Below are 18302 nucleotides of genomic sequence, written 5' to 3'. Positions count from 1 at the left end.
GCTCCCTCCTCAGCCGCGCACGATGGCGAGCACATCGTCGCGCAGGATCTCCATCGCCTCGGTAGTCGGCGCCTCGACATTGCACCGCAGCAGCGGCTCGGTGTTCGAGGCACGCAGGTTGAACCACGACCCGTCGGACAGGCTCACGGTGAGCCCGTCCATCTCATCGATGCGCACACCCTCGCGCGCGCCGAAGCTCTCCTTGATCGCGGCGAGCTTGGCGTCCTGGTCCACGACCGTCGAGTTGATCTCCCCGGAGGCGGCGTAGCGGACGTATTCGCTGGTCAGTTCGGACAGCGGACCCTGCTGTCCGCCGAGCGCGGCGAGCACGTGCAGCGCAGCGAGCATCCCGGTGTCCGCGCGCCAGAAGTCCCGGAAGTAGTAGTGCGCGGAGTGTTCCCCGCCGAAGATCGCGTTCGTGCGCGCCATCTCGGCCTTGATGAAGGAGTGCCCGACCCGGGTGCGCACCGGCTTGCCGCCGTGCTCGGTCACGATCTCCGGGACCGCCTTCGAGGTGATCAGATTGTGGATGATCGTGGAACCCGGGGCCTTGCCCAACTCACGCACCGCGACGAGGGCGGTGACCGCCGAGGGCGCGACCGGTTCGCCTCGCTCGTCGACCACGAAACAGCGGTCCGCGTCCCCGTCGAAGGCCAGCCCCGCGTCCGCGCCGAGCTCGCGCACCTTGACCTGCAGGTCGACGATGTTGGCCGGATCGAGCGGATTGGCCTCGTGGTTCGGGAAGCTGCCGTCCAGTTCGAAGTACATCGGCACGACCTCGACCGGGAGGCCGTCGAACACCCGCGGCACCGTGTGACCGGCCATGCCGTTGCCCGCGTCCACGACCACCTTCATCGGGCGCACCCCGGAGAGGTCCACCAGATTGCGCAGGTAGTCGGCGTAGGCACCGAGCAGATCGCGCTCGCTGACCGTGCCGCGCCCGGCACCTTCCCGGGTGACCCCGCGCTCGACCTCGGCGCGGATCTCGGCGAGCCCGCTCTCCTGGCCCACCGGGGCGGCGCCCGCACGGCAGAGCTTGATGCCGTTGTACTCGGCCGGGTTGTGGCTCGCGGTGAACATCGCGCCGGGCATGTTCAGGTACCCGGAACCGAAGTAGAGCATGTCGGTGGAGCACAACCCGATGCTGACCACGTCGAGCCCGGCCTCGGTCACCCCGCGCGCGAAGGCCTCGGCCAGGCCAGGCGAGGACTCGCGCATGTCGTGGCCGACGACCACGCTCGCCGATTCGCGCCGGACCAGATTCGCGAACGCCGTACCGAACTCGGCTACGAGCTCGGCGTCCAGCTCCGTACCGACCACGCCACGGATGTCGTAGGCCTTGACGATGCCGGAGAGGTCACGGCTTGACGCTTCCTGCTGTGGCAATGCTCGTGTCCTCACTTGTCCGAACCCGTCCGGCCCGCTCGATCGATCCTCGCCTTTCACGCGGAAAGCCTACCGTCGGGGGTTCGGTCAGTCACCCGGCGGCGTCGGCAGGGCGCGCAGGTGGCCCCGCCGACCACCCGAGCGATCCGCGGGGTTCGCGGGCGGATCCGCCCTGTCGTCGAGCCTTTCGGCCATCCCCGCCTCGCGCACCGCCTCGGCGAGCGCGGTCAGGTCGTCCTCGGACGTCTGGTCCGGACCGAACTCACCCTCGTAGCGGACCACTTCCCAGCCACGGGGGACGGTCAGCTTGACCGCGTGCTCCTCGCAGAGGTCGTAGCTGTGCGGTTCGGACGCGGTCGCCAGAGGCCCGAGCACCGCGGTCGAATCGGCGTACGCGTAGGTCAGCGTCGCTACCGCCGGGCGCTGACACCCGGCCCTTGAACACGTTCGCTGGCTTCGCACGGGAAGCGACGATAGCCCCACGGTCCTGGCCCGCACATCCCGACACGCTCGAACCACCCGTGTGGTCGTGTCTCGCCGAGGTCCGCGACCCGTCCAGGCGTGGCGAACTACAGTGGACTGATGGCACGCGCGCACAGCACAACGGCACGGCCGGCACGACGGCGACGCAGGGACCGCAGGGGACGGGGCGTGCGCGGCCCGCTGTTCCCCTCGAGCCTGCCCGCGGCAAGCAGCCGCTCGGAACGGTTCGACACGCTCGTGCTCGACGCACTGGAGCCCATCGAGCGGCGCTGGCGCACCCAGCTCGCCGACCTGGACATCGCCGTGGACGAGGTGCCCGAACCGACCAGGCCGGGGGCGGACGGGGTGATCACCGACCGGGATGTCCCGCTGGCCAGGCTGGTGCCCGCGGGCATCGACGGGCGGGGCATGCCCACCAAGGCGCGCATCGTGCTCTACCGGCGCCCGCTCGAATCGCGCACCAAGGACGCGATGGAGCTCGCCGAGCTGGTCGGCGAGATGCTGGTCGAACAGATCGCCGCGTACCTGGGTATCGATCCGGACTCGGTGGTCGGCGAATAAGCCCGGGCAGGCGCCTTTACCGCCCACGCGACCACCGTCGGCGCCACCACGAAGGCCGGTACGACGAGTCCCTCAGCGGCGCCGGATGGGGATCGCGGTGAGCAGGGTCAGCAACACGGCGGCACCCTGCACCAGTAGCAACACGTTGCGCAGCGCCGAGGAGTAGCTGATCCGTACATCGGCCCCGTTCTCCGGGACCGAGACGCTGACCTGGTGTTCCCACGCCCTGGTCAGCGGTGCCTCACGGCCGCCGATCGTGGCCCGCCAGCCCGGTTCGAGCTCCGCGGCGACCACGAGCAGGCGGCCCCTGGATCCTTCGGCCACCCGCACCGCCACCTCGGGCGGCCGGGAGGCGACCGTGGTCACCGCGTTCTGCTCCGGCCGGGCGGGCGGTTCTCCCCCGGTCACGGCCAGCTTGGCCAGCGCCGGGGCGATCAGCGTGGCCGGCGCGCTCGCCTGGCGCAGCCGCAGCACCGGGCGGCCGTCGCTGCTCGGGCGCACCCGGTCGAGCAGTTCCGGTGCGGCCTGCCGGATCTGCCCGGCCTGCTGCCGATCCGCCGTGACCACGTAGCCGACCCCGGACTGCGCGGCCTCACCGACGAAGGCGCGCACCGTGCCCGGTTCGGGGGTGCGCAGGGTGTGGCTCCACTCCGCGAGCCGCTGCCGCGCGCTCGGCACCGCGGGCAGATCGTCGTCGCCGAACCAGGGGGTGTCCCCGGCGCGCAACCGGGTCGGTTGCCCGTGTGTACCGAGCACGAGCACGGAGGTGTCGGTCGCGGCGAGCTCGGCCTGCTGGGCTTCGGCGAGCCGGGTGCCCCCGCCTTCGCGCACCGGTCCCTGCGCGCCGGAGGTGAGCGCGGAGGCGGCGAGCGCGGCCACCCCGAGCGCCCCCACGGCGGCGAACACGATCCGGAAACTCGCCGCCCAGTGCATCCGGCCCGGGGCACTGGCCCGGGCGATCATCAGGATCGCGCCCGCCCCGGCGAGCAGCAGCGGACCACCGGCCCAGGCGCGCACCGGTGCGCCACCGTCGATGCCGGGCACCGGGAAGACCACCGTGGCGATCGTGCCGAGCGCACCGAACACCAGCACCACGAACCCGCTCGCCAGCCACTTCCCCGGCCGCAGCACGATCGCGAGCAGCGCGGCGAACAGCACGAGCGCGCCGACGAGCGGGAAGCTGCCCGGCCCGCCTGGATCGAGCGTGGCCAGTCCGGTGATCGTGGCATGCGCACCGCCGAGGTCGGCACCGATGCCGTGCAGCAGCACCCCGGGATGCTGCACCAGCACCGCGGGCCAGGGCAGCAGCAGAGCGACCGGCAGGAGCACGAGCACGATCAGCGAACCCACTCGGCGCCGGGCGTCACCGTGCGCGGCGGGCACCACGACGAAACCGACGAGCCCGAGCGCCAGCAGCAGCAGATAGACCAGCGGGGAGAACGCGCCGAGCACGGCGAGCCCGAGCGCGCACAGTGCCGTTGCAGGCAGCCAGTTCGCCCGACCGGCGATGCGCGCCTCCGGGAGCAGTACGGTGCGCAGCCCGGCGAGCACCAGGGGCAGCAGGATGTGCACCCCGACCGCGTCGAGTCTGCCCTGAGCGACCGCGGTGGTCGCGGCGGGCAGCAGGGCGTACCCGGCGGCGAGCAGCGCGCGGATCCAGCGCTTCGCGGGCAGCTTGCGCATCGCGAAGTAGGCGGTCAGCCCGGCCAGCGGGAAATCGAGCAGCAGCAGGAGCGAGACCGCGACCGCGGGCCCGCCCGCGAACCAGAACGGCGCACCGAGCACCCCGAGCACCGCGAGCACGGCCGGTGCCTGCCCGCCGGTTCCACCCGCGACGGGATGCCAGCCGCTGAAGTACTCCTGCCAGGTGGCCGCGAGATCGGGTACCGGGAGCAGCCGCCCGCCCGCGAGGTCGATACCGAGCCGGTCCCGGTTCGCCAGCAGGGCCACCGCGAGCAGGCCGACGCTCAGCAGCAGTACCGGGGCGAGCAGCACATGCCGCAGTACCTGGGCCCGGGAGAGCTCCACGAGCACCAGGTCCTCGCGGGGTGCGGGCGCGTCCCGCGGATGCGGGGAGGGCCGCCCTTCGCGGGGAACCACCACGGTGTTCACGGGCAGCCTCGGTCCCCGGCGCGCGGCGAGTTTGCCGTAGTTCACCGAGGAAGCGGGGATCGCCTGGCGGCGCGGTTCGGCGGGGATCACGGTCGGCGCCGCGGTATGGGGCTGTTCGGTGACCCGGCCCAGTGCCCCGGGTTCGGCGAGCCCACGGCGTACCAGGGCGGCCACGATCCCCCGCAGCCCGGCACGCAACCGCCTGCGCCGGGTGGTCAGCAGCCCGCGGGGGTCCCCGTGGACACGTGCGGCGCGCGCGGCACGCAGGCCACCGCCGAGCGCTCCGCGCAGCGCACGCAATTCCGCGCCCGCGTCGGCGAACCTGGCCAGCAGGGTGAACGCGAGCGCGCGCAGTACCGCGAGCACCGCGAGCCTGGGCACCCCGAGCAGATATCCGAAAGTCCCGATGTTGGCCAGGAAGGTGCGCATCCCCGAGGCCCGGTCGGCCAGCCGGGCATCACGGATGCGGCGCGGCGCGGCGCGCGCGTGCCGCAGCCGGGCGGCGGGCACCACCAGCACCAGGTGACCGGCGGCGTTCGCCCGCCAGCCGAGGTCGATGTCCTCCCCGAACAGCCGGTAGTACTCGTCGAATCCGCCGAGCTCGTCCCACACCGCGGTGCGCACGAGCAGCCCGGCACTCGATACCGCCAGTACTTCGGTATCGCGCTCGAATCCGGCGTCCCCGCCGCTCGCCCAGCCCGGATCGGCGGCCAGTACCCCGCTCTGCCGGTGTCCCGAGGCATCCGTGGACAGCCCGGCCTCGACGATCAGCCTCCGGTCGGTCCAGTCCAGCTGCAGCGGACCGAGTACAGCGGCCGAGCGGGCCGGTTCGGCGGACGCGAGCAGCGCGCCGAGACAACCGGGATCGGGCGCGGTGTCGTCGTGCAGCAGCCAGATCCACTCGGATGCGTCACTCCAGCGTTCCCGCGCGTGCCCCACCCCGGCATGGACCGCGGCCGCGTAACCGGTCTCCCGATCGAGCGTGAGTACCTCGTCCACGACCGCGGACGTCTCGAGCAGCCCGGCGGTGTCGTCCACCGAGCCGGTGTCGACGGCGAGTACCCGCAGTGGGCGGGGGCGCGACCGCGCGATCGCCTCGAGAACCTCGGGCAGCCATTCCTGTCCGTCGTGGCATACGAGGACACAGAGCACGCTCGCGGTATTCGCCGGTCTCGGCCGAGGCTTCGTCGCGCGGTCGGAATTCACGCCCTTACCCTACTGAGCGGTAATCGTCATACGGCGCGGCGCTTGAGCTTTCTCCGCTCCCGTTCGGAGAGACCGCCCCAAATGCCGAACCGCTCGTCCTGGGCGAGCGCGTACTCCAGGCACTCGGCGCGCACTTCGCACACCGAGCAGATCCGTTTCGCCTCGCGGGTCGACCCACCCTTCTCCGGAAAGAACGCTTCCGGATCCGTTTGCGCGCACAGGGCGCGCTCCTGCCATGTTTGCTCTTCAGCTTCATCGAACAGCTCGGAAAAGCCATCCAACGCGTCGACCGGAGTCAGGAACTCCTCGTCCCGCACTGGCTCGTTCTCCTCCATGCCCGTCCGCCTCCTACGCAATCCGCACTCCCGGGCTGGCTGACGGACGCCATTCCCCCGACAACCGAGTCGGAACCGATACTCGACACGACGACGAGAATGACACCGATGTGATTACACATGTGTTATCCGCCTCGGTCAAGTTGGGGCCCCGCGAACGAGTGGTCCACTCACCCCGAACTCACACCTGCGGGTTCCCACGACGGCCCGTTCGCGCCCCGAGAGCACCGCGAGCCGGACTACTGGGACACTAACCCGGTGAGCGCAACCAGCAAGATCAGCCCGGTCTTTCTCGCCCTGCTCGGCGTGACCGTCCTCGGTGGGCTGCTGTGTGCCTTCGGCACCGCGAACAAGTTCCTGCTCGGCCTCGGCGCGATTCTGCTCGTGTTCGGCGGCTACGTGGTCACCCTGTGCCTGCACGAGTTCGGCCACGCGATCACCGCCTTCCGCGGCGGCGACTGGGCGGTGCGCGGCAAGGGCTACCTCAACCTGGATCCACGCCGGTACACCGATCCGGTGCTGTCCCTGCTGCTTCCGCTGCTGATCCTGGCGATCGGCGGCATCCCCCTTCCGGGTGGCGCCGTGTGGATCAATCACCACGCGCTGCGCAACAAGAAGGTCGAGTCCGCGGTATCGGTCGCCGGGCCCGCAGCGAACCTCGTCGTGGCGATCGTGCTCACCCTTGCCGTCGCGCTCGGGTTCCGCAGCACCACCCTGAGCTTCGGCAGCATCTCGCTCGGCGCCGCGCTGAGTTATCTGGCGATGCTGCAGATCCTGACCTTCATCATCAACATCCTGCCCATCCCCGGACTGGACGGCTGGGGCGCCATCGAACCGTGGTTGCCTTACCAGGCTCAGGAATTCGGCCGGAAGGTCCGCCCCTGGGCGCCGCTTGGCCTGTTCGTCATCCTGATCGCCATCCCGCCCGCGGTCGGCGTGCTCTACCAGATCGTGGGCTTCATCCTGCAGGCCTTCGGCGGCAGCTACGAGCTGGCGCTGATCGGTCAGCAGCTGGCCATGCCCTGGCGCTAGTCAGCGCGATTTCCGCGATTTCCCGGTCGGTGCGGTCCCCCGTCAGCCCGGTTTCCTGGCGAAGAACCGCACCCGCCGCTTCGGCACGTGCTGCACGTGCACATCGGTGAATCCGGCCGCCCGCAGCCGCATCGGCAGCCGCTGCGGATCGAGCACCACCATCGTGTCGCCCAGGTGCAGCAGCCGGAATCCGAGGTTCGCGAGGCTGTCCACGCCCGCGAACACGCCACCGGGCTCGACCACCCGGAAGGCCTGCGCGAACAGTTCGTCCTGGGCCGCGACAGACGGCACGTGATGCAGCATCGTGAAGCATACGACCGAGCTGAACCGGCCGTCGGTGAACGGCAGCCGCGCCCCGTCCCCGTGCACGATCTCCGCGCGCCCGGCGAACTTCCGCTCGAGCAGCCGCGCGCTGGCCTGGTCCACCTCGACCGCGGTCAGTTCCGGTACCCGCCCCGCGAGCACCTCGGTCGTCGCCCCGAACCCCGGGCCGATCTCCAGCACCCGCTCACCGAGCGGGAGCGGATCGAGCACCTGCGGAAGTTCGCGGGCCACGGCCTTGGCCCACAGCCGGGAGGAGCAGAGCGTGCGGTGCACCCGATTCATCATGGCTCGACGCTAACCGGGTGTGCGCCTGTCTCACAGTCGCTAGGCTGCCATTCGATGTCGGGATTCGGACAGCCATCCGGGGCCTTCGTGGCCAGTTTCGAACTGCGCGGCGGACAGTGGTTCGACTGGCACGAGCACCCCGCGCACCAGCTCGCGTGGGCCGAGCACGGCGTACTCCAGGTGCACACCGCCGAGGGCACCTGGGTGCTTCCGCCGAGCCTCGGGCTGTGGCTGCCCGCGCAGACCAGGCACACCACCGGTGCCACCGCGAACGCCCGGCTGCGCAGCCCGTACTTCTGGCCGGAGCACACGCCCGCCACCCCCGCGCACACCACGGTGGTGGCCATCGACGGCCTGTCCAGGGAACTGATCAACTACCTCGCCGAGGGCGCACCGGAGACCGAGACCCGGTCCTGTGCCGAACACCTGCTGCTCGCCCGCCTCGCCCCGGTCCGGGTCCCGGTGCTGCGGGTGCCGGTGCCGCGCGACGAACGGGCCCGCGTGGTCGCCGAGGCGCTGCTCGCCGATCCGGCACGCGCGGAAAGCCAGCAGCAGTGGGGCCGGATCGCCGGGGCGAGCGCGCGCACCCTCGCCCGGCTCTGGCTCGCCGAGACCGGGCTGAGCTTCGAACAGTGGCGCACCCAGGCCCGGATCCAGGCCGCGCTGTCGCTGCTCGCCGAGGGACACCCGGTCGCCACCGTCGCGCACCGAACCGGGTACGCCACCGCGAGCGCGTTCACCGCTGCGTTCCGCCGCCACCTCGGTGTCCCGCCGAGTTCCCTGTTCCCCGGTCGGCAGCGATGAGGACTGCGCAGCGGTGAGGACTGCTTCGCCGGCCGGACGGGGCGAGTGCGAGGATCGGGTACGTGAAGGTTGTGGTTGTGGTCGGCGGGGTCGGCGGCGCGCGGTTCCTGCTCGGGGTCAAGGCGGCACTCGGTCTGCCGCCGATCGGCGAGGGCACCGGGGAGCACGAGATCACCGCGCTGGTGAACACCGGTGACGATGTCTGGATGCACGGGCTGCGGATCTGTCCGGACCTGGACACCTGCATGTACACGCTCGGCGGGGGCATCGACACCGAACGCGGCTGGGGGCAGTCCGGGGAGACCTGGGCGGTCTCCGAAGGGCTGAAGGCCTATGGCGCGGATCCGGACTGGTTCGGGCTCGGGGACAAGGACATCGCCACCCATCTGGTGCGCTCCCGGATGCTGCGCGCGGGTTATCCGCTCTCCGCGGTGACCGAGGCGCTGTGCGATCGCTGGCGTCCCGGGGTGCGGCTGCTCCCGATGACCGACGATCGGGTGGAGACCCACGTCGTGATCGACGATCCGGACGGCGGTGAGGGGCGCAAGGCGATCCACTTCCAGGAGTGGTGGGTGCGCTATCGCGCCGAGCTGCCCGCGCACCGAATCCTCGGGGTCGGCGCGGAGGAGGCGAGCCCGGCACCGGGTGTGCTGGACGCGATCGCCGACGCCGATCTGGTGCTGCTCGCCCCCTCCAACCCGGTCGTCTCGGTCGGCGCGGTGCTCGGGGTGCCCGGCATCCGGGACGCGCTCGTCGCGGGCCCCGCCCCGGTGATCGGGGTTTCCCCGGTGATCGGCGGGAAACCGGTGCGCGGCATGGCCGATGCCTGCCTGCAGAGCATCGGGGTGGAGACCACGGCCGAAGCGGTCGGCACGTTCTTCGGCGCCCGGACGGACGGCGGGCTGCTCGACGGCTGGCTCGTCGCCGAGGGCGACGAAGCCGAAGTGGCCGGGGCGCGCACCCGCGCGATCCCGCTGCTGATGCACGATCCGGAAACCACCGCGGCTATGGTGCGCGCGGCGTTCGAACTCGCGGAGGTTGGTCTTGGCTGAGATCTTCGAGCATGCGGCAAGCGGCCCGGTCCAGCTGTTCGGTGTGCACGGGATCGGTGAACTCCGTCCCGGAGATGATCTGGCCGAGGCGATCTGCACGGCTGCGGACTGGCTCGCCGACGGGGACATCCTCGTCGTCACGAGCAAGGTCGTGTCCAAAGTGGAGGGACGACTGGTCACCGCGCCGGAGGATCCGGAGGAACGCGAGGAACTGCGCAGGCAACTGGTCACCGAGGAATCCACCCGGGTGGTCGCGCAGATCAAGAACACCCGCATCACCCAGAACAAGCTCGGTATCGTGCAGGCGGCGGCCGGAGTGGACGCGTCCAATGTGGACTCCCGTGAGATCGCGCTGCTGCCGCGGGATCCGGACGCCTCGGCCGCACTGCTGCGCACCGCGATCGCCGAACGGCTCGGGGTCCGGGTCGGCGTGGTCGTCACCGACACCATGGGCCGCACCTGGCGGGTCGGGCAGACCGACGCGGCGATCGGCTCGGCGGGCCTCGAGGTGTTGCACCGCTACGCGGGCCAGGTGGACAAGCACGGCAACGAACTCGCGGTCACCGAGGTCGCGATCGCCGACGAACTGGCGGCGGCCGGGGATCTGGTCAAGGGCAAACTGCACGGGGTACCGGTCGCGGTGGTGCGCGGACTCGCGCTGCCGGACGACGGATCGAGCGCGCGCGAGCTGGTCCGGCCGGTGGACGAGGACCTGTTCTCGCTCGGCACCGCGGAGGCGATCGCCACGGGCCGCAAGGAGGCCGTGCTCACCCGGCGTTCGGTGCGCTCCTTCGCGCCGGATCCGGTTCCCGAGGCCGACATCCGGACCGCGATCGGTTCCGCGTTGTCCGCACCTGCACCACACCACACCTTCCCCGCACGGTTCGTGTGGCTGCGCTCGGCCGAGAAACGCGTGCGGCTGCTGGACGCGATGCGCGAGGCCTGGGTCACCGATCTCGTCGAACAGGACGGGCGCGATCCGGGGTGGGCGCGGCGGCGCACCGAACGCGGCCGGCTGCTCTACGAGGCCCCGGAACTCGTGCTGCCCTTCTGGGTCCCCGATGGCGCGCACGCCTATCCCGACGAGCGCCGCCAGGGTGCCGAGGCGAACATGTTCTCGGTCGCGGGTGCCGCCGCGGTGCAAGGACTGCTCGTTTCCCTTGCCGCGCACGACATCGGCTCCTGCTGGGTCTCCTCGACGATCTTCGCCCCGGAGGTGGTGCGTGAGGTGCTCGAGCTGCCGGAGGACTGGACCCCGCTCGGCGCGGTCGCGATCGGGTATCCGGCCGATGGGCCGCTCGAACCACGGCCACCGAAGGACACCACGAAGGGGCTGGTGGAGCTGTGAACGTGCACGCCGACGCACTGGCTACCCTGCGCGATTGGCGTCCGGAGTCACGCGGCCAGGAATCGCTACGCGAGGCGTTTCTCGGGTTCCTCGAGGCACGCGAGGACTCCTGCTCCCGCGAGTGCGCGGCGGGGCACGTCACGGCATCGGCGCTCGTGGTGGACGCCGGGGGCAGCGACACGCTGCTCACCCTGCACCCGAGGGTCGGCGCCTGGCTGCAGCTCGGCGGGCACTGTGAGCCCGGGGACGAGAACCTGCGCACGGCCGCACTGCGCGAGGCGAGCGAGGAATCCTCGATCACCGGGCTGGAGATCTCCAAGGAGCCGGTGCACATCGACGTGCATCCGGTCACCTGCTCGCTCGGGGTGCCGACACGGCACTTCGATGTGCGCTATCTGGTGCGTGCCCCGTCCGGAGCGCAGGCGGTGCGCAGCGAGGAGTCCGACGACCTCCGCTGGTGGCCGCTGGACGCGCTGCCCGGCACCGAGGTGAGCGCCCTCGCGGAGGCCGCCCGTTCGGCCATGTGGTGGTAGACGCCCGCAAACGCGCTGGACAGAATTACCCCGGAACGAAGGGGTGAGGACATGAATCCGGTGAGTAGGCGGCGATTTCTCGCCACGAGTGGTGCGGCGGCCGCGGCGCTGGCCTTCGGGGGCACCGCAGGGGCGACGGGCCTGGACCGGGCGCTGCGGGAGACGCGCCGCCGGGCGATCGCTCCGGCGGGCACCACCCTGGAGACGGTCGCGGCCCAGCAGGGGAGCTCCGGCTACCGCAAGCTGACCGCGGGCCCGGGCTGGCCGCTGGTCACCCGCACCGAGCTGAGCACCGGCGCCACGGGACGCGATGACCGCCGCCGGGCGCTGGCCAGTTTCGTGCAGTTCACCGACATCCACATCGTGGACGCGCAGAGCCCGATGCGGTTCGAGTACCTGCATCCGTTCACCGGATCCGCGCACCGTCCACACGAGACGCTGACGGCCCAGGGCGGAATGTCCCTGGTGCGCAGGGTCAATTCGCTGACCACGGGTCCGTTCACCGGGCGGGCACCCGATTTCGTGGTGTGCACCGGAGACAACACCGACAATCACGAGCGGATCGAGCTCGACTGGTATCTGACCATGCTCTCCGGTGGGACCATCGTGCCGAACACCGGGAACGCCGGCGAATACGAGGGCGTCCAGAATTCCGGAGCCACGCTGTACTGGAATCCCGGGAATTCCATGAAGGACATGTACAAGGACAAGGGATTCCCGTATCTCCCGCACCTGCTTTCCACGGCCATCCAGCAGTTCGACAGTCCGGGACTGCGCATTCCGTGGTACGCGGTGTTCGGAAACCACGACGACAGCGTCTCCGGAACCCTTCCGCCGGGACTCCCCTTCGTGGACGCGATCTACACCGGAACGCTGAAACTCGAAGGACTCTCCTCGAGCAGCGAGGCCGAGAAGCTCGCCGGGGCCATGCGGGACGATCCGCGCGCCGCAGCGGACGCCCTGCCGCATCTGGACGGGCCGGTTCGGGTGGTCGCCGCCGATGAGCGCAGGAAACCGTTCACCCCGAAGGAATTCGTCAGCGCACACCTCGCGGAGGGGGTCACCGGAAAAGGACCGTTCGGGCACGGTTTCAGCGAGCGCAATGTCGAGGAGAATTCCGGTTACTACACCTTCCCCATCGCCGAAGGCGTGGTCGGGATCAGTATGGATTCCACCTGCCGCGCCGGATTCGTGGACGGCGCCATCGGAACCGCGCAATTCGAATGGATCGAGCGGGTGCTCACCAAGGGCAGCTCACGCTATTACGATTCCGAAGGGAAACTCGTCAAACAGGACGCGAGCGATACGTACTTCCTGTTGTTCAGCCACCATACCTCGGACACCATGGACAACGGCGTTCCCGATCCCGAGCGGCTGTTCGAGAAACGACACACCGGGGCCGAGCTCGTCGCCCTGTTGCACCGATTCCCGAACGTGCTGGCCTGGGTCAACGGGCACACCCACCGCAACGAGATCAGCCCGCGCCCCGGAGACCGGCCGGAGCAGGGATTCTGGGAGATCAACACCGCCTCGCACGTGGACTACCCGCACCACGCGCGGATCATCGAGCTCGCCGACAACGGTGACGGCACCCTCTCGCTGTTCACCACGCTGATCGAGGCGGAGAGCCCGTACGAGACGAATTACGCGGACACCAGCCCCCGTGGGCTCGCCTCCCTGTACCGCGAACTCGCCTACAACGACATCCACCGCGATCAGGACTTCCTCGGCGCCGCGAAGGACCACAACACCGAGCTGCTGCTGACCGATCCACTGGGCGCGCGACAGTCCGGCCGCTGATCGGTGTTCGTCGGCGGCGCAACCGCTCTTACCACTCGCACCGCGGCGGGTTCTCCGGTGTTTCCTCGTGAGGACAGCGCCGGAGGTTCCGCCACCGCACCCGCTCGGCCCCTAATCCTTGTGCAGGCCGTCCAGGACCAGGCCGGAGGACCAGGCCTGGTCGATGAGCCTGCCGACATCGATCCGCATCAGCGCCGCGGCCCGCTCGGAGCGCACCAGCCGGTCGATGTAGCCCTTGGTGTGCTCGCGCACCTCGGCGTCCACATTGCCCACCCGCTGCAGGGTGCGTGCCACCATGCCGGGCAGCGCCAGCTGCAGGGAGATGTCCTCCTCGGCCATGTCCGCGATGTCGATGACGATCAGCAGCGGGGCGACCAGCCGCAGGGTGATCCGGTTCGTGTTGAGCATCAGCGCCTCGAACCGCACGGTGCGCCCGGCCACCCGCACGCTGATGTGCACATCCACCTCGGTGTGCACATCGACCCGCGTCCCGTCGCCGCCGCGTGGCTCGCCGTGCACGAACCGCACCTTCCCGGTCGCCTTCGCGGTGGCGATCCCACCGGGACCCACCGGAACCGGGCCGAACTCGATGTGGTCACCGACGAGGTCGCGCACGATCGCGGCGATCCGGTCCGGGCTCGCCGCTCGGCGCAGGAACTCCGCGGCGAACCCATCGGGCGACAACGCGGTGTCGGGCTCCATACGCACTACGGTAATGACCGGCACCCCGCCCGTGTGTCACCCCCACCCGTTCAAGGAGGCGTCATGGACCAGATCGATGCGCAGGCAACCGAGGCGCTGCACCAGCTCATCCCCTTCGCGGGGCACCTCGGTATCGAGGTGATCGTCAACACACCGGAGCAGGTGCGCGCCCAGTTGCCCTGGCAGGAGCGGCTGTGCACGGCGGGCGGCATCTTCCACGGCGGCGCGCTGATGGCGCTCGCGGACACCGTCGGCGCGATGTGCGCGATGACGAACATCGAGACCAGGTCCCCGGGCTCGGGAACCGCGACCGTGGAGTCCAAGACGAACTTCCTGCGCCCGGGAAAATCGGCGAACGCGACCGCCAGGACACTGCACACGGGGAAACGCTTCGTGGTCGTGGAAACCGAAATCCGTGACGATGACGGGAAACTCGTGGCGAAGGTGACGCAAACCCAGGCCGTCTTGTAGGCGAACTGTTTACACCGCGCGCGTGCTGGGTGAAAATCACCCGCATGCGTGCGAGAAGGATCCTGCTCACCCTGCTCGGTGCGGTACTGCTCGCCACGAGCACCACGACCGGCCAGGCCCTCGCACAGCAGCGAACGGTCGACTACCACCAGTGGGCCTCGGCTCGGGGTTTCGCGCAGGGGCACGCCGACGGGGTGCGCGCCGAGGGAGGGGGGATCGCGTTCGCGAAGCCGACCGGCAGCCGGGACTACGAGGGGCACCGCTACGAGTCCGCGAACTGGACCTCGCCGCGCTACTCCCCCGGTGTTTCCGCCGACCAGATCGTCACTTCGTGGAACGCGCACACGCCGAAGGGCACCTGGCTGGAGGTCGGGCTGCGGGTCACCGGTACCGATGGGCGCAGCAGCGGCTGGTACTCGATGGGCCGCTGGGCCTCCGGGGACACCGACATCAAGCGCACCAGCGTCAAGGATCAGTCCGACCCGGTCGGTTCGGTGGACACCGACACCTTCTCCACCGCGGACGGGGTGCGGGTCGGCTCGTACCAGTTGCGGGTCTCGCTCTATCGCGCCGCGGACACCACGGCGAAGCCCAGCGTGTCCCTGCTCGGCGCGATGGCTTCGGCGGTCCCGCCGCGGTTCGAGGTTCCGCCGTCGAAACCGGGCGTCGCGCGCGGTGTCGAGCTGAAGGTGCCGCGCTACTCGCAGGACGTACACAAGGGCGATTTCCCGCAGTACGACGGCGGTGGCGAGGCCTGGTGCAGCCCGACCTCGACGGAGATGGTCGTCGAGTACTGGGGTCACCGCCCGTCTCCCGCCGAGATGCGCTGGATTCCGCGCCCGCACCCGGATCCGAGCGTGGACTACGCTGCGCGCTACACCTACGACACCGCGTATCAGGGCACCGGGAACTGGTCGTTCAACGCCGCCTACGCGGGCCGTTACGGGCTTTCCGCGCACGTGACCCGGTTGCGCTCGCTCGACGAACTCGAACGGTATGTGCGCGCCGGGGTCCCGGTGATCACCTCACAGTCCTTCCTGGAGTCCGAGCTGCCCGGGGCGGGCTACGGCACCGCGGGGCACCTGATGGTCGTCATCGGCTTCACCGAGAACGGCGATGTGATCGCCAACGACCCGGCGAGCCCGAACGACAAGGCGGTGCGCCACGTGTACCCGAGGCACGCCTTCGAGAACATCTGGCTGCGCACCAAGCGCCATGACGCGGACGGCAAGCTCGCTTCCGGAAGCGGCGGAACCGCCTACCTCTACACGCCGAAGGGATGGTCGATTCCCTAGAGACTCCCCGGCCGGGTGCTGCCCCCCGAACCGCCTGGCCGGGACGATTCGGTGGCCGGGCAAATCCGTGGCTTTCACGGGTTGCCCGGTCACCGGTGTGTCGGTGATCATATGCGGGCATGCGTACCTGCTAATCAAGGAGCTGGTCATCGTTGTCCCAACACGTCAAGGGTGTCGTAGTACGGGAAAAAGACGCCCCGGCAACCGTCGAAACGATCGAGATTCCTGATCCCGGTCCCGGTGAGGCGGTCGTCAAAATCTCCGCCTGCGGGGTCTGCCATACCGACCTGCACTACAAACTGGGCGGTATCTCCGACGAGTACCCATTCCTGCTCGGACACGAAGCCGCGGGTGTCGTCGAGCAGGTCGGTGCGGGGGTCGCCGACCTGGAACCCGGTGACTACGTCATCCTGAACTGGCGTGCGGTCTGCGGTGTCTGCCGGGCCTGCAAACGCGGCAGGCCGTGGTATTGCTTCGACACCTTCAACGCGGCCGAGCCGATGAAGCTCGCCGATGGCACGGCGCTCTCCCCGGCACTCGGGATCGGTGCGTTCGCCGAGAAGACTTTGGTCCATAGTGGACAGTGCACGAAGGTGGACCGGCGCGCCGAGCCGGAAGTGGCCGGGCTGCTCGGCTGTGGCGTGATGGCCGGGCTGGGTGCGGCCATCAACACCGGCGGGGTCGGCCGCGGCGATTCGGTCGCGGTGATCGGCTGCGGCGGGGTCGGCAACGCCGCGATCGCGGGTGCCCGGCTCGCCGGCTCGAATCCGATCATCGCGGTCGATCTGGACGAGCGGAAGCTCGGCTGGGCCCGCGAACTCGGCGCGACCCACACGGTCAACCCGAAGACCGATGGCGATCCGGTCGAGGCGATCCGGGAACTCACCGGTGGTTTCGGTGCGGACGTGGTCATCGACGCGGTCGGCCGCCCGGAGACCTACAAACAGGCCTTCCATGCTCGTGACCTCGCGGGAACCGTGGTACTCGTCGGCGTCCCCACCCCGGAGATGCAGCTCGAGATGCCGCTGCTCGGTTTCTTCGAACGCGGTGGTTCGCTGAAATCCTCGTGGTACGGCGACTGCCTTCCCTCGCGCGATTTCCCGATGCTCGTGGATCTGTATCTCGAGGGGCGGCTGCCGCTCGACAAGTTCGTCACCGAAAAGATCGGGATCGACGATGTGGAATCGGCCTTCGAGAAAATGCATTCCGGCGAAGTACTGCGCAGCGTCGTGATGTTCTGATCGGTGTGGTGTCCGTGCGGGGCCGCCCGCACGGACACCACCCTCAGCGCGGAACGGTCAGGCCGTAATCGGCCAGCGTGATCGTCTCGGCGGCCTCGGCGATCCCTCCGGTGAACCGCTCCTTTCCGGGCAGGTACGGCATTGCCCTGATGAACAGCGTGCGCAGGCCGATCTCGATGCGGTTCGGCGGCAGGAATCCGCGCACCCCACCGGGCGGATCGGTCGTCGCGGCCTGGACGAAGGGCCGCATGATCCGCTCGTACTCGGCGAACGCTCGCCGGTGCTCTCCCTCGGCCCGCGCGAGCTCCCCGGCGAGCACGTAGGCGCCCACCAGCGAGGTACTCGTGCCAAGCCCGAAGGAACCAGCGAAGGCCGAATCGCCGAGCAGCACGGTCCGGCCGCGCGAGTAGGAATCGATGCGTACCCGGCCCGCCCTGGCCAGGTAGATGTCCTCTCCTGCGTCCAGCCGGCCGAGCAGATCGGGAACCTCCCAGCCCGCACCGGCATAGACCCGGCGCAGCAGGGCCAGGCGTTGCTCCGCATTCTCCGGCAGGTGCGGCAACGGCGGCCCGGCGAAGGCGAACATGGCACGCGCCTCGCCCTGTTCGCCAACCGGATAGAGCACCGCGTTCCGCCCACGGAAACCGTTGCCCGCGGGCAGGCTGTAGAACAGCTCCCAACCGTGCAGCGGCTGCCGTAGCCGGGCGGGGAAATAGCAGGTGTGATACCCGCGATCGGCGACGAATTCCCGGTACGGGCCGAAGGCAAGCGACCGCACCCGCGAACCGGTCCCGTCCGCGCCCACCACGAGGTCGAAGGTCTGCGCGGGGGCGTTCGCGAACTCCACCTCGACCCCGTGGGCCCGCTCGGTGAGCGCGGTGATCGTGTCCCCGTAGCGGTATTCCACCCCATCCTGCGCGGCCTCGGTGAGCAGCCGGACCAGATCGCCGCGCACGATCTCCAGGTCCGCGATCACCCCACTGTCCCCGAAGTCCGCGTTGGTCATCCGCGCCTGGTGCCGCCCACGGGAGTCCACATAGGCGATGCCGTGCACCCCGGTGTGGTGTGCACGCACCGCGTCGAGCAGGCCCATTCGCTGGATCACCGTGCGTGCCGTTCCCCGGATGTCGATCGCCTGGCCGCCGAGCCGCGGTTCCGGGGCACGTTCCACCACGGTCACCGCGAAGCCGTGCTCACGAAGCCAGTACGCCAGAGCGGGACCGGCCACACCGGCCCCGGAGATCAGTATCGTTCTGCTCTTCATGAGAACAGCGTACGAACGGATAAGCCATCCTGGCCGGTAAAGCTAGTACACTTATCCCGTAACCACGG

The 18302-nt window shown here is 69.9% G+C and carries 17 protein-coding genes; 10 read left to right on the top strand and 7 right to left on the bottom strand.

Going from position 1 to position 18302, the window contains the following annotated elements; genetic code table 11:
- Positions 1-9 precede the first annotated feature (9 nt).
- Entirely contained in the window at positions 10-1386 is a 1377-nt protein-coding gene (locus tag A37U_RS0109265; protein WP_020496353.1) for a phosphomannomutase/phosphoglucomutase, read from the bottom strand.
- An 87-nt stretch (positions 1387-1473) separates the two neighbouring features.
- Positions 1474-1848 (bottom strand): DUF3499 domain-containing protein, encoded by a 375-nt coding sequence (locus tag A37U_RS42935; RefSeq protein WP_026197028.1) that lies wholly within the window; start codon positions 1846-1848, stop codon positions 1474-1476.
- A 120-nt stretch (positions 1849-1968) separates the two neighbouring features.
- Here A37U_RS42935 and A37U_RS0109255 point away from each other — a divergent pair, with 120 nt between their 5' ends.
- A complete protein-coding gene (locus A37U_RS0109255) occupies positions 1969-2430 on the top strand; it encodes a metallopeptidase family protein (protein ID WP_026197027.1) in 462 nt (153 codons plus the stop codon).
- A gap of 72 nt (positions 2431-2502) precedes the next feature.
- Here A37U_RS0109255 and A37U_RS0109250 read toward each other — a convergent pair whose 3' ends face one another.
- The gene (locus tag A37U_RS0109250; protein WP_063712760.1) at positions 2503-5748 is read right to left on the bottom strand and encodes a glycosyltransferase family 2 protein; all 3246 of its coding nucleotides are present in this window, start codon (positions 5746-5748) and stop codon (positions 2503-2505) included.
- Positions 5749-5774: 26 nt separating this feature from the next.
- Positions 5775-6083, bottom strand: a complete 309-nt coding sequence (locus tag A37U_RS0109245) for a WhiB family transcriptional regulator (RefSeq protein ID WP_020496349.1) — start codon at positions 6081-6083, stop codon at positions 5775-5777.
- Positions 6084-6341: 258 nt separating this feature from the next.
- On the opposite strand from A37U_RS0109245, the gene A37U_RS0109240 reads away from it, so the two are divergent.
- Complete coding sequence (locus tag A37U_RS0109240; RefSeq protein WP_020496348.1) at positions 6342-7115, top strand: site-2 protease family protein; 774 nt, start codon at positions 6342-6344, stop codon at positions 7113-7115.
- Positions 7116-7157: 42 nt separating this feature from the next.
- On the opposite strand, the gene A37U_RS0109235 is transcribed toward A37U_RS0109240, so the two are convergent.
- Entirely contained in the window at positions 7158-7724 is a 567-nt protein-coding gene (locus A37U_RS0109235) for a methyltransferase domain-containing protein (protein ID WP_020496347.1), read from the bottom strand.
- A gap of 54 nt (positions 7725-7778) precedes the next feature.
- Here A37U_RS0109235 and A37U_RS0109230 point away from each other — a divergent pair, with 54 nt between their 5' ends.
- From A37U_RS0109230 to A37U_RS0109210, 5 genes are all read left to right on the top strand, one after another.
- Positions 7779-8528 carry an AraC family transcriptional regulator gene (locus A37U_RS0109230; protein ID WP_026197023.1) on the top strand — a complete coding sequence of 250 codons (750 nt, stop codon included), beginning with the start codon at positions 7779-7781 and terminating at the stop codon, positions 8526-8528.
- A 62-nt stretch (positions 8529-8590) separates the two neighbouring features.
- Positions 8591-9580 carry a 2-phospho-L-lactate transferase gene (cofD, locus tag A37U_RS0109225; protein WP_020496345.1) on the top strand — a complete coding sequence of 330 codons (990 nt, stop codon included), beginning with the start codon at positions 8591-8593 and terminating at the stop codon, positions 9578-9580.
- Position 9581: 1 nt separating this feature from the next.
- Positions 9582-10928: a coenzyme F420-0:L-glutamate ligase gene (locus A37U_RS0109220; protein ID WP_026197022.1), complete on the top strand. Its 1347-nt coding sequence runs from the start codon at positions 9582-9584 to the stop codon at positions 10926-10928.
- Positions 10925-11461 carry an NUDIX hydrolase gene (locus tag A37U_RS0109215; protein WP_020496343.1) on the top strand — a complete coding sequence of 179 codons (537 nt, stop codon included), beginning with the start codon at positions 10925-10927 and terminating at the stop codon, positions 11459-11461. The genes A37U_RS0109220 and A37U_RS0109215 overlap by 4 nt, the downstream gene beginning before the upstream one ends.
- 51 nt (positions 11462-11512) lie before the next feature.
- The gene (locus A37U_RS0109210) at positions 11513-13261 is read left to right on the top strand and encodes a TIGR03767 family metallophosphoesterase (protein WP_020496342.1); all 1749 of its coding nucleotides are present in this window, start codon (positions 11513-11515) and stop codon (positions 13259-13261) included.
- 111 nt (positions 13262-13372) lie between these two features.
- Here the strand turns inward: A37U_RS0109210 and A37U_RS0109205 are convergent, their stop codons facing one another.
- Complete coding sequence (locus A37U_RS0109205; protein ID WP_020496341.1) at positions 13373-13963, bottom strand: hypothetical protein; 591 nt, start codon at positions 13961-13963, stop codon at positions 13373-13375.
- 63 nt (positions 13964-14026) lie between these two features.
- On the opposite strand from A37U_RS0109205, the gene A37U_RS0109200 reads away from it, so the two are divergent.
- The 3 genes from A37U_RS0109200 (at position 14027) to A37U_RS0109190 (ending at position 16970) form a co-directional block, all read left to right on the top strand.
- Positions 14027-14434: a PaaI family thioesterase gene (locus A37U_RS0109200; RefSeq protein ID WP_020496340.1), complete on the top strand. Its 408-nt coding sequence runs from the start codon at positions 14027-14029 to the stop codon at positions 14432-14434.
- 44 nt (positions 14435-14478) lie between these two features.
- The gene (locus A37U_RS0109195) at positions 14479-15729 is read left to right on the top strand and encodes a C39 family peptidase (protein WP_026197021.1); all 1251 of its coding nucleotides are present in this window, start codon (positions 14479-14481) and stop codon (positions 15727-15729) included.
- Positions 15730-15881: 152 nt separating this feature from the next.
- Complete coding sequence (locus A37U_RS0109190; RefSeq protein ID WP_020496338.1) at positions 15882-16970, top strand: S-(hydroxymethyl)mycothiol dehydrogenase; 1089 nt, start codon at positions 15882-15884, stop codon at positions 16968-16970.
- Between the two features lie 43 nt (positions 16971-17013).
- On the opposite strand, the gene A37U_RS0109185 is transcribed toward A37U_RS0109190, so the two are convergent.
- Positions 17014-18234, bottom strand: coding sequence for an FAD-dependent monooxygenase (locus tag A37U_RS0109185; protein ID WP_020496337.1), 1221 nt, complete (start codon positions 18232-18234; stop codon positions 17014-17016).
- Positions 18235-18302: the final 68 nt, after the last annotated feature.

Origin of the sequence: Sciscionella marina DSM 45152, assembly GCF_000379465.1 — a bacterium.
Taxonomy (GTDB): Bacteria; Actinomycetota; Actinomycetes; order Mycobacteriales; family Pseudonocardiaceae; genus Sciscionella; species Sciscionella marina.
The sequence above is the reverse complement of the archived record's forward strand: the minus strand, read 5'-3'. Positions and strand labels throughout refer to the sequence as shown.

Bases quoted from the DNA above. Each gene is read 5' to 3' on its own strand.
- A37U_RS0109255 (WP_026197027.1), top strand. From the start codon at position 1,969: ATGGCACGCGCGCACAGCACAACGGCACGGCCGGCACGACGGCGACGC.
- A37U_RS0109245 (WP_020496349.1), bottom strand. From the start codon at position 6,083: ATGGAGGAGAACGAGCCAGTGCGGGACGAGGAGTTCCTGACTCCGGTC.
- A37U_RS0109235 (WP_020496347.1), bottom strand. From the start codon at position 7,724: ATGATGAATCGGGTGCACCGCACGCTCTGCTCCTCCCGGCTGTGGGCC.
- A37U_RS0109230 (WP_026197023.1), top strand. From the start codon at position 7,779: ATGTCGGGATTCGGACAGCCATCCGGGGCCTTCGTGGCCAGTTTCGAA.
- A37U_RS0109210 (WP_020496342.1), top strand. From the start codon at position 11,513: ATGAATCCGGTGAGTAGGCGGCGATTTCTCGCCACGAGTGGTGCGGCG.
- A37U_RS0109205 (WP_020496341.1), bottom strand. From the start codon at position 13,963: ATGGAGCCCGACACCGCGTTGTCGCCCGATGGGTTCGCCGCGGAGTTC.
- A37U_RS0109200 (WP_020496340.1), top strand. From the start codon at position 14,027: ATGGACCAGATCGATGCGCAGGCAACCGAGGCGCTGCACCAGCTCATC.
- A37U_RS0109195 (WP_026197021.1), top strand. From the start codon at position 14,479: ATGCGTGCGAGAAGGATCCTGCTCACCCTGCTCGGTGCGGTACTGCTC.
- A37U_RS0109185 (WP_020496337.1), bottom strand. From the start codon at position 18,234: ATGAAGAGCAGAACGATACTGATCTCCGGGGCCGGTGTGGCCGGTCCC.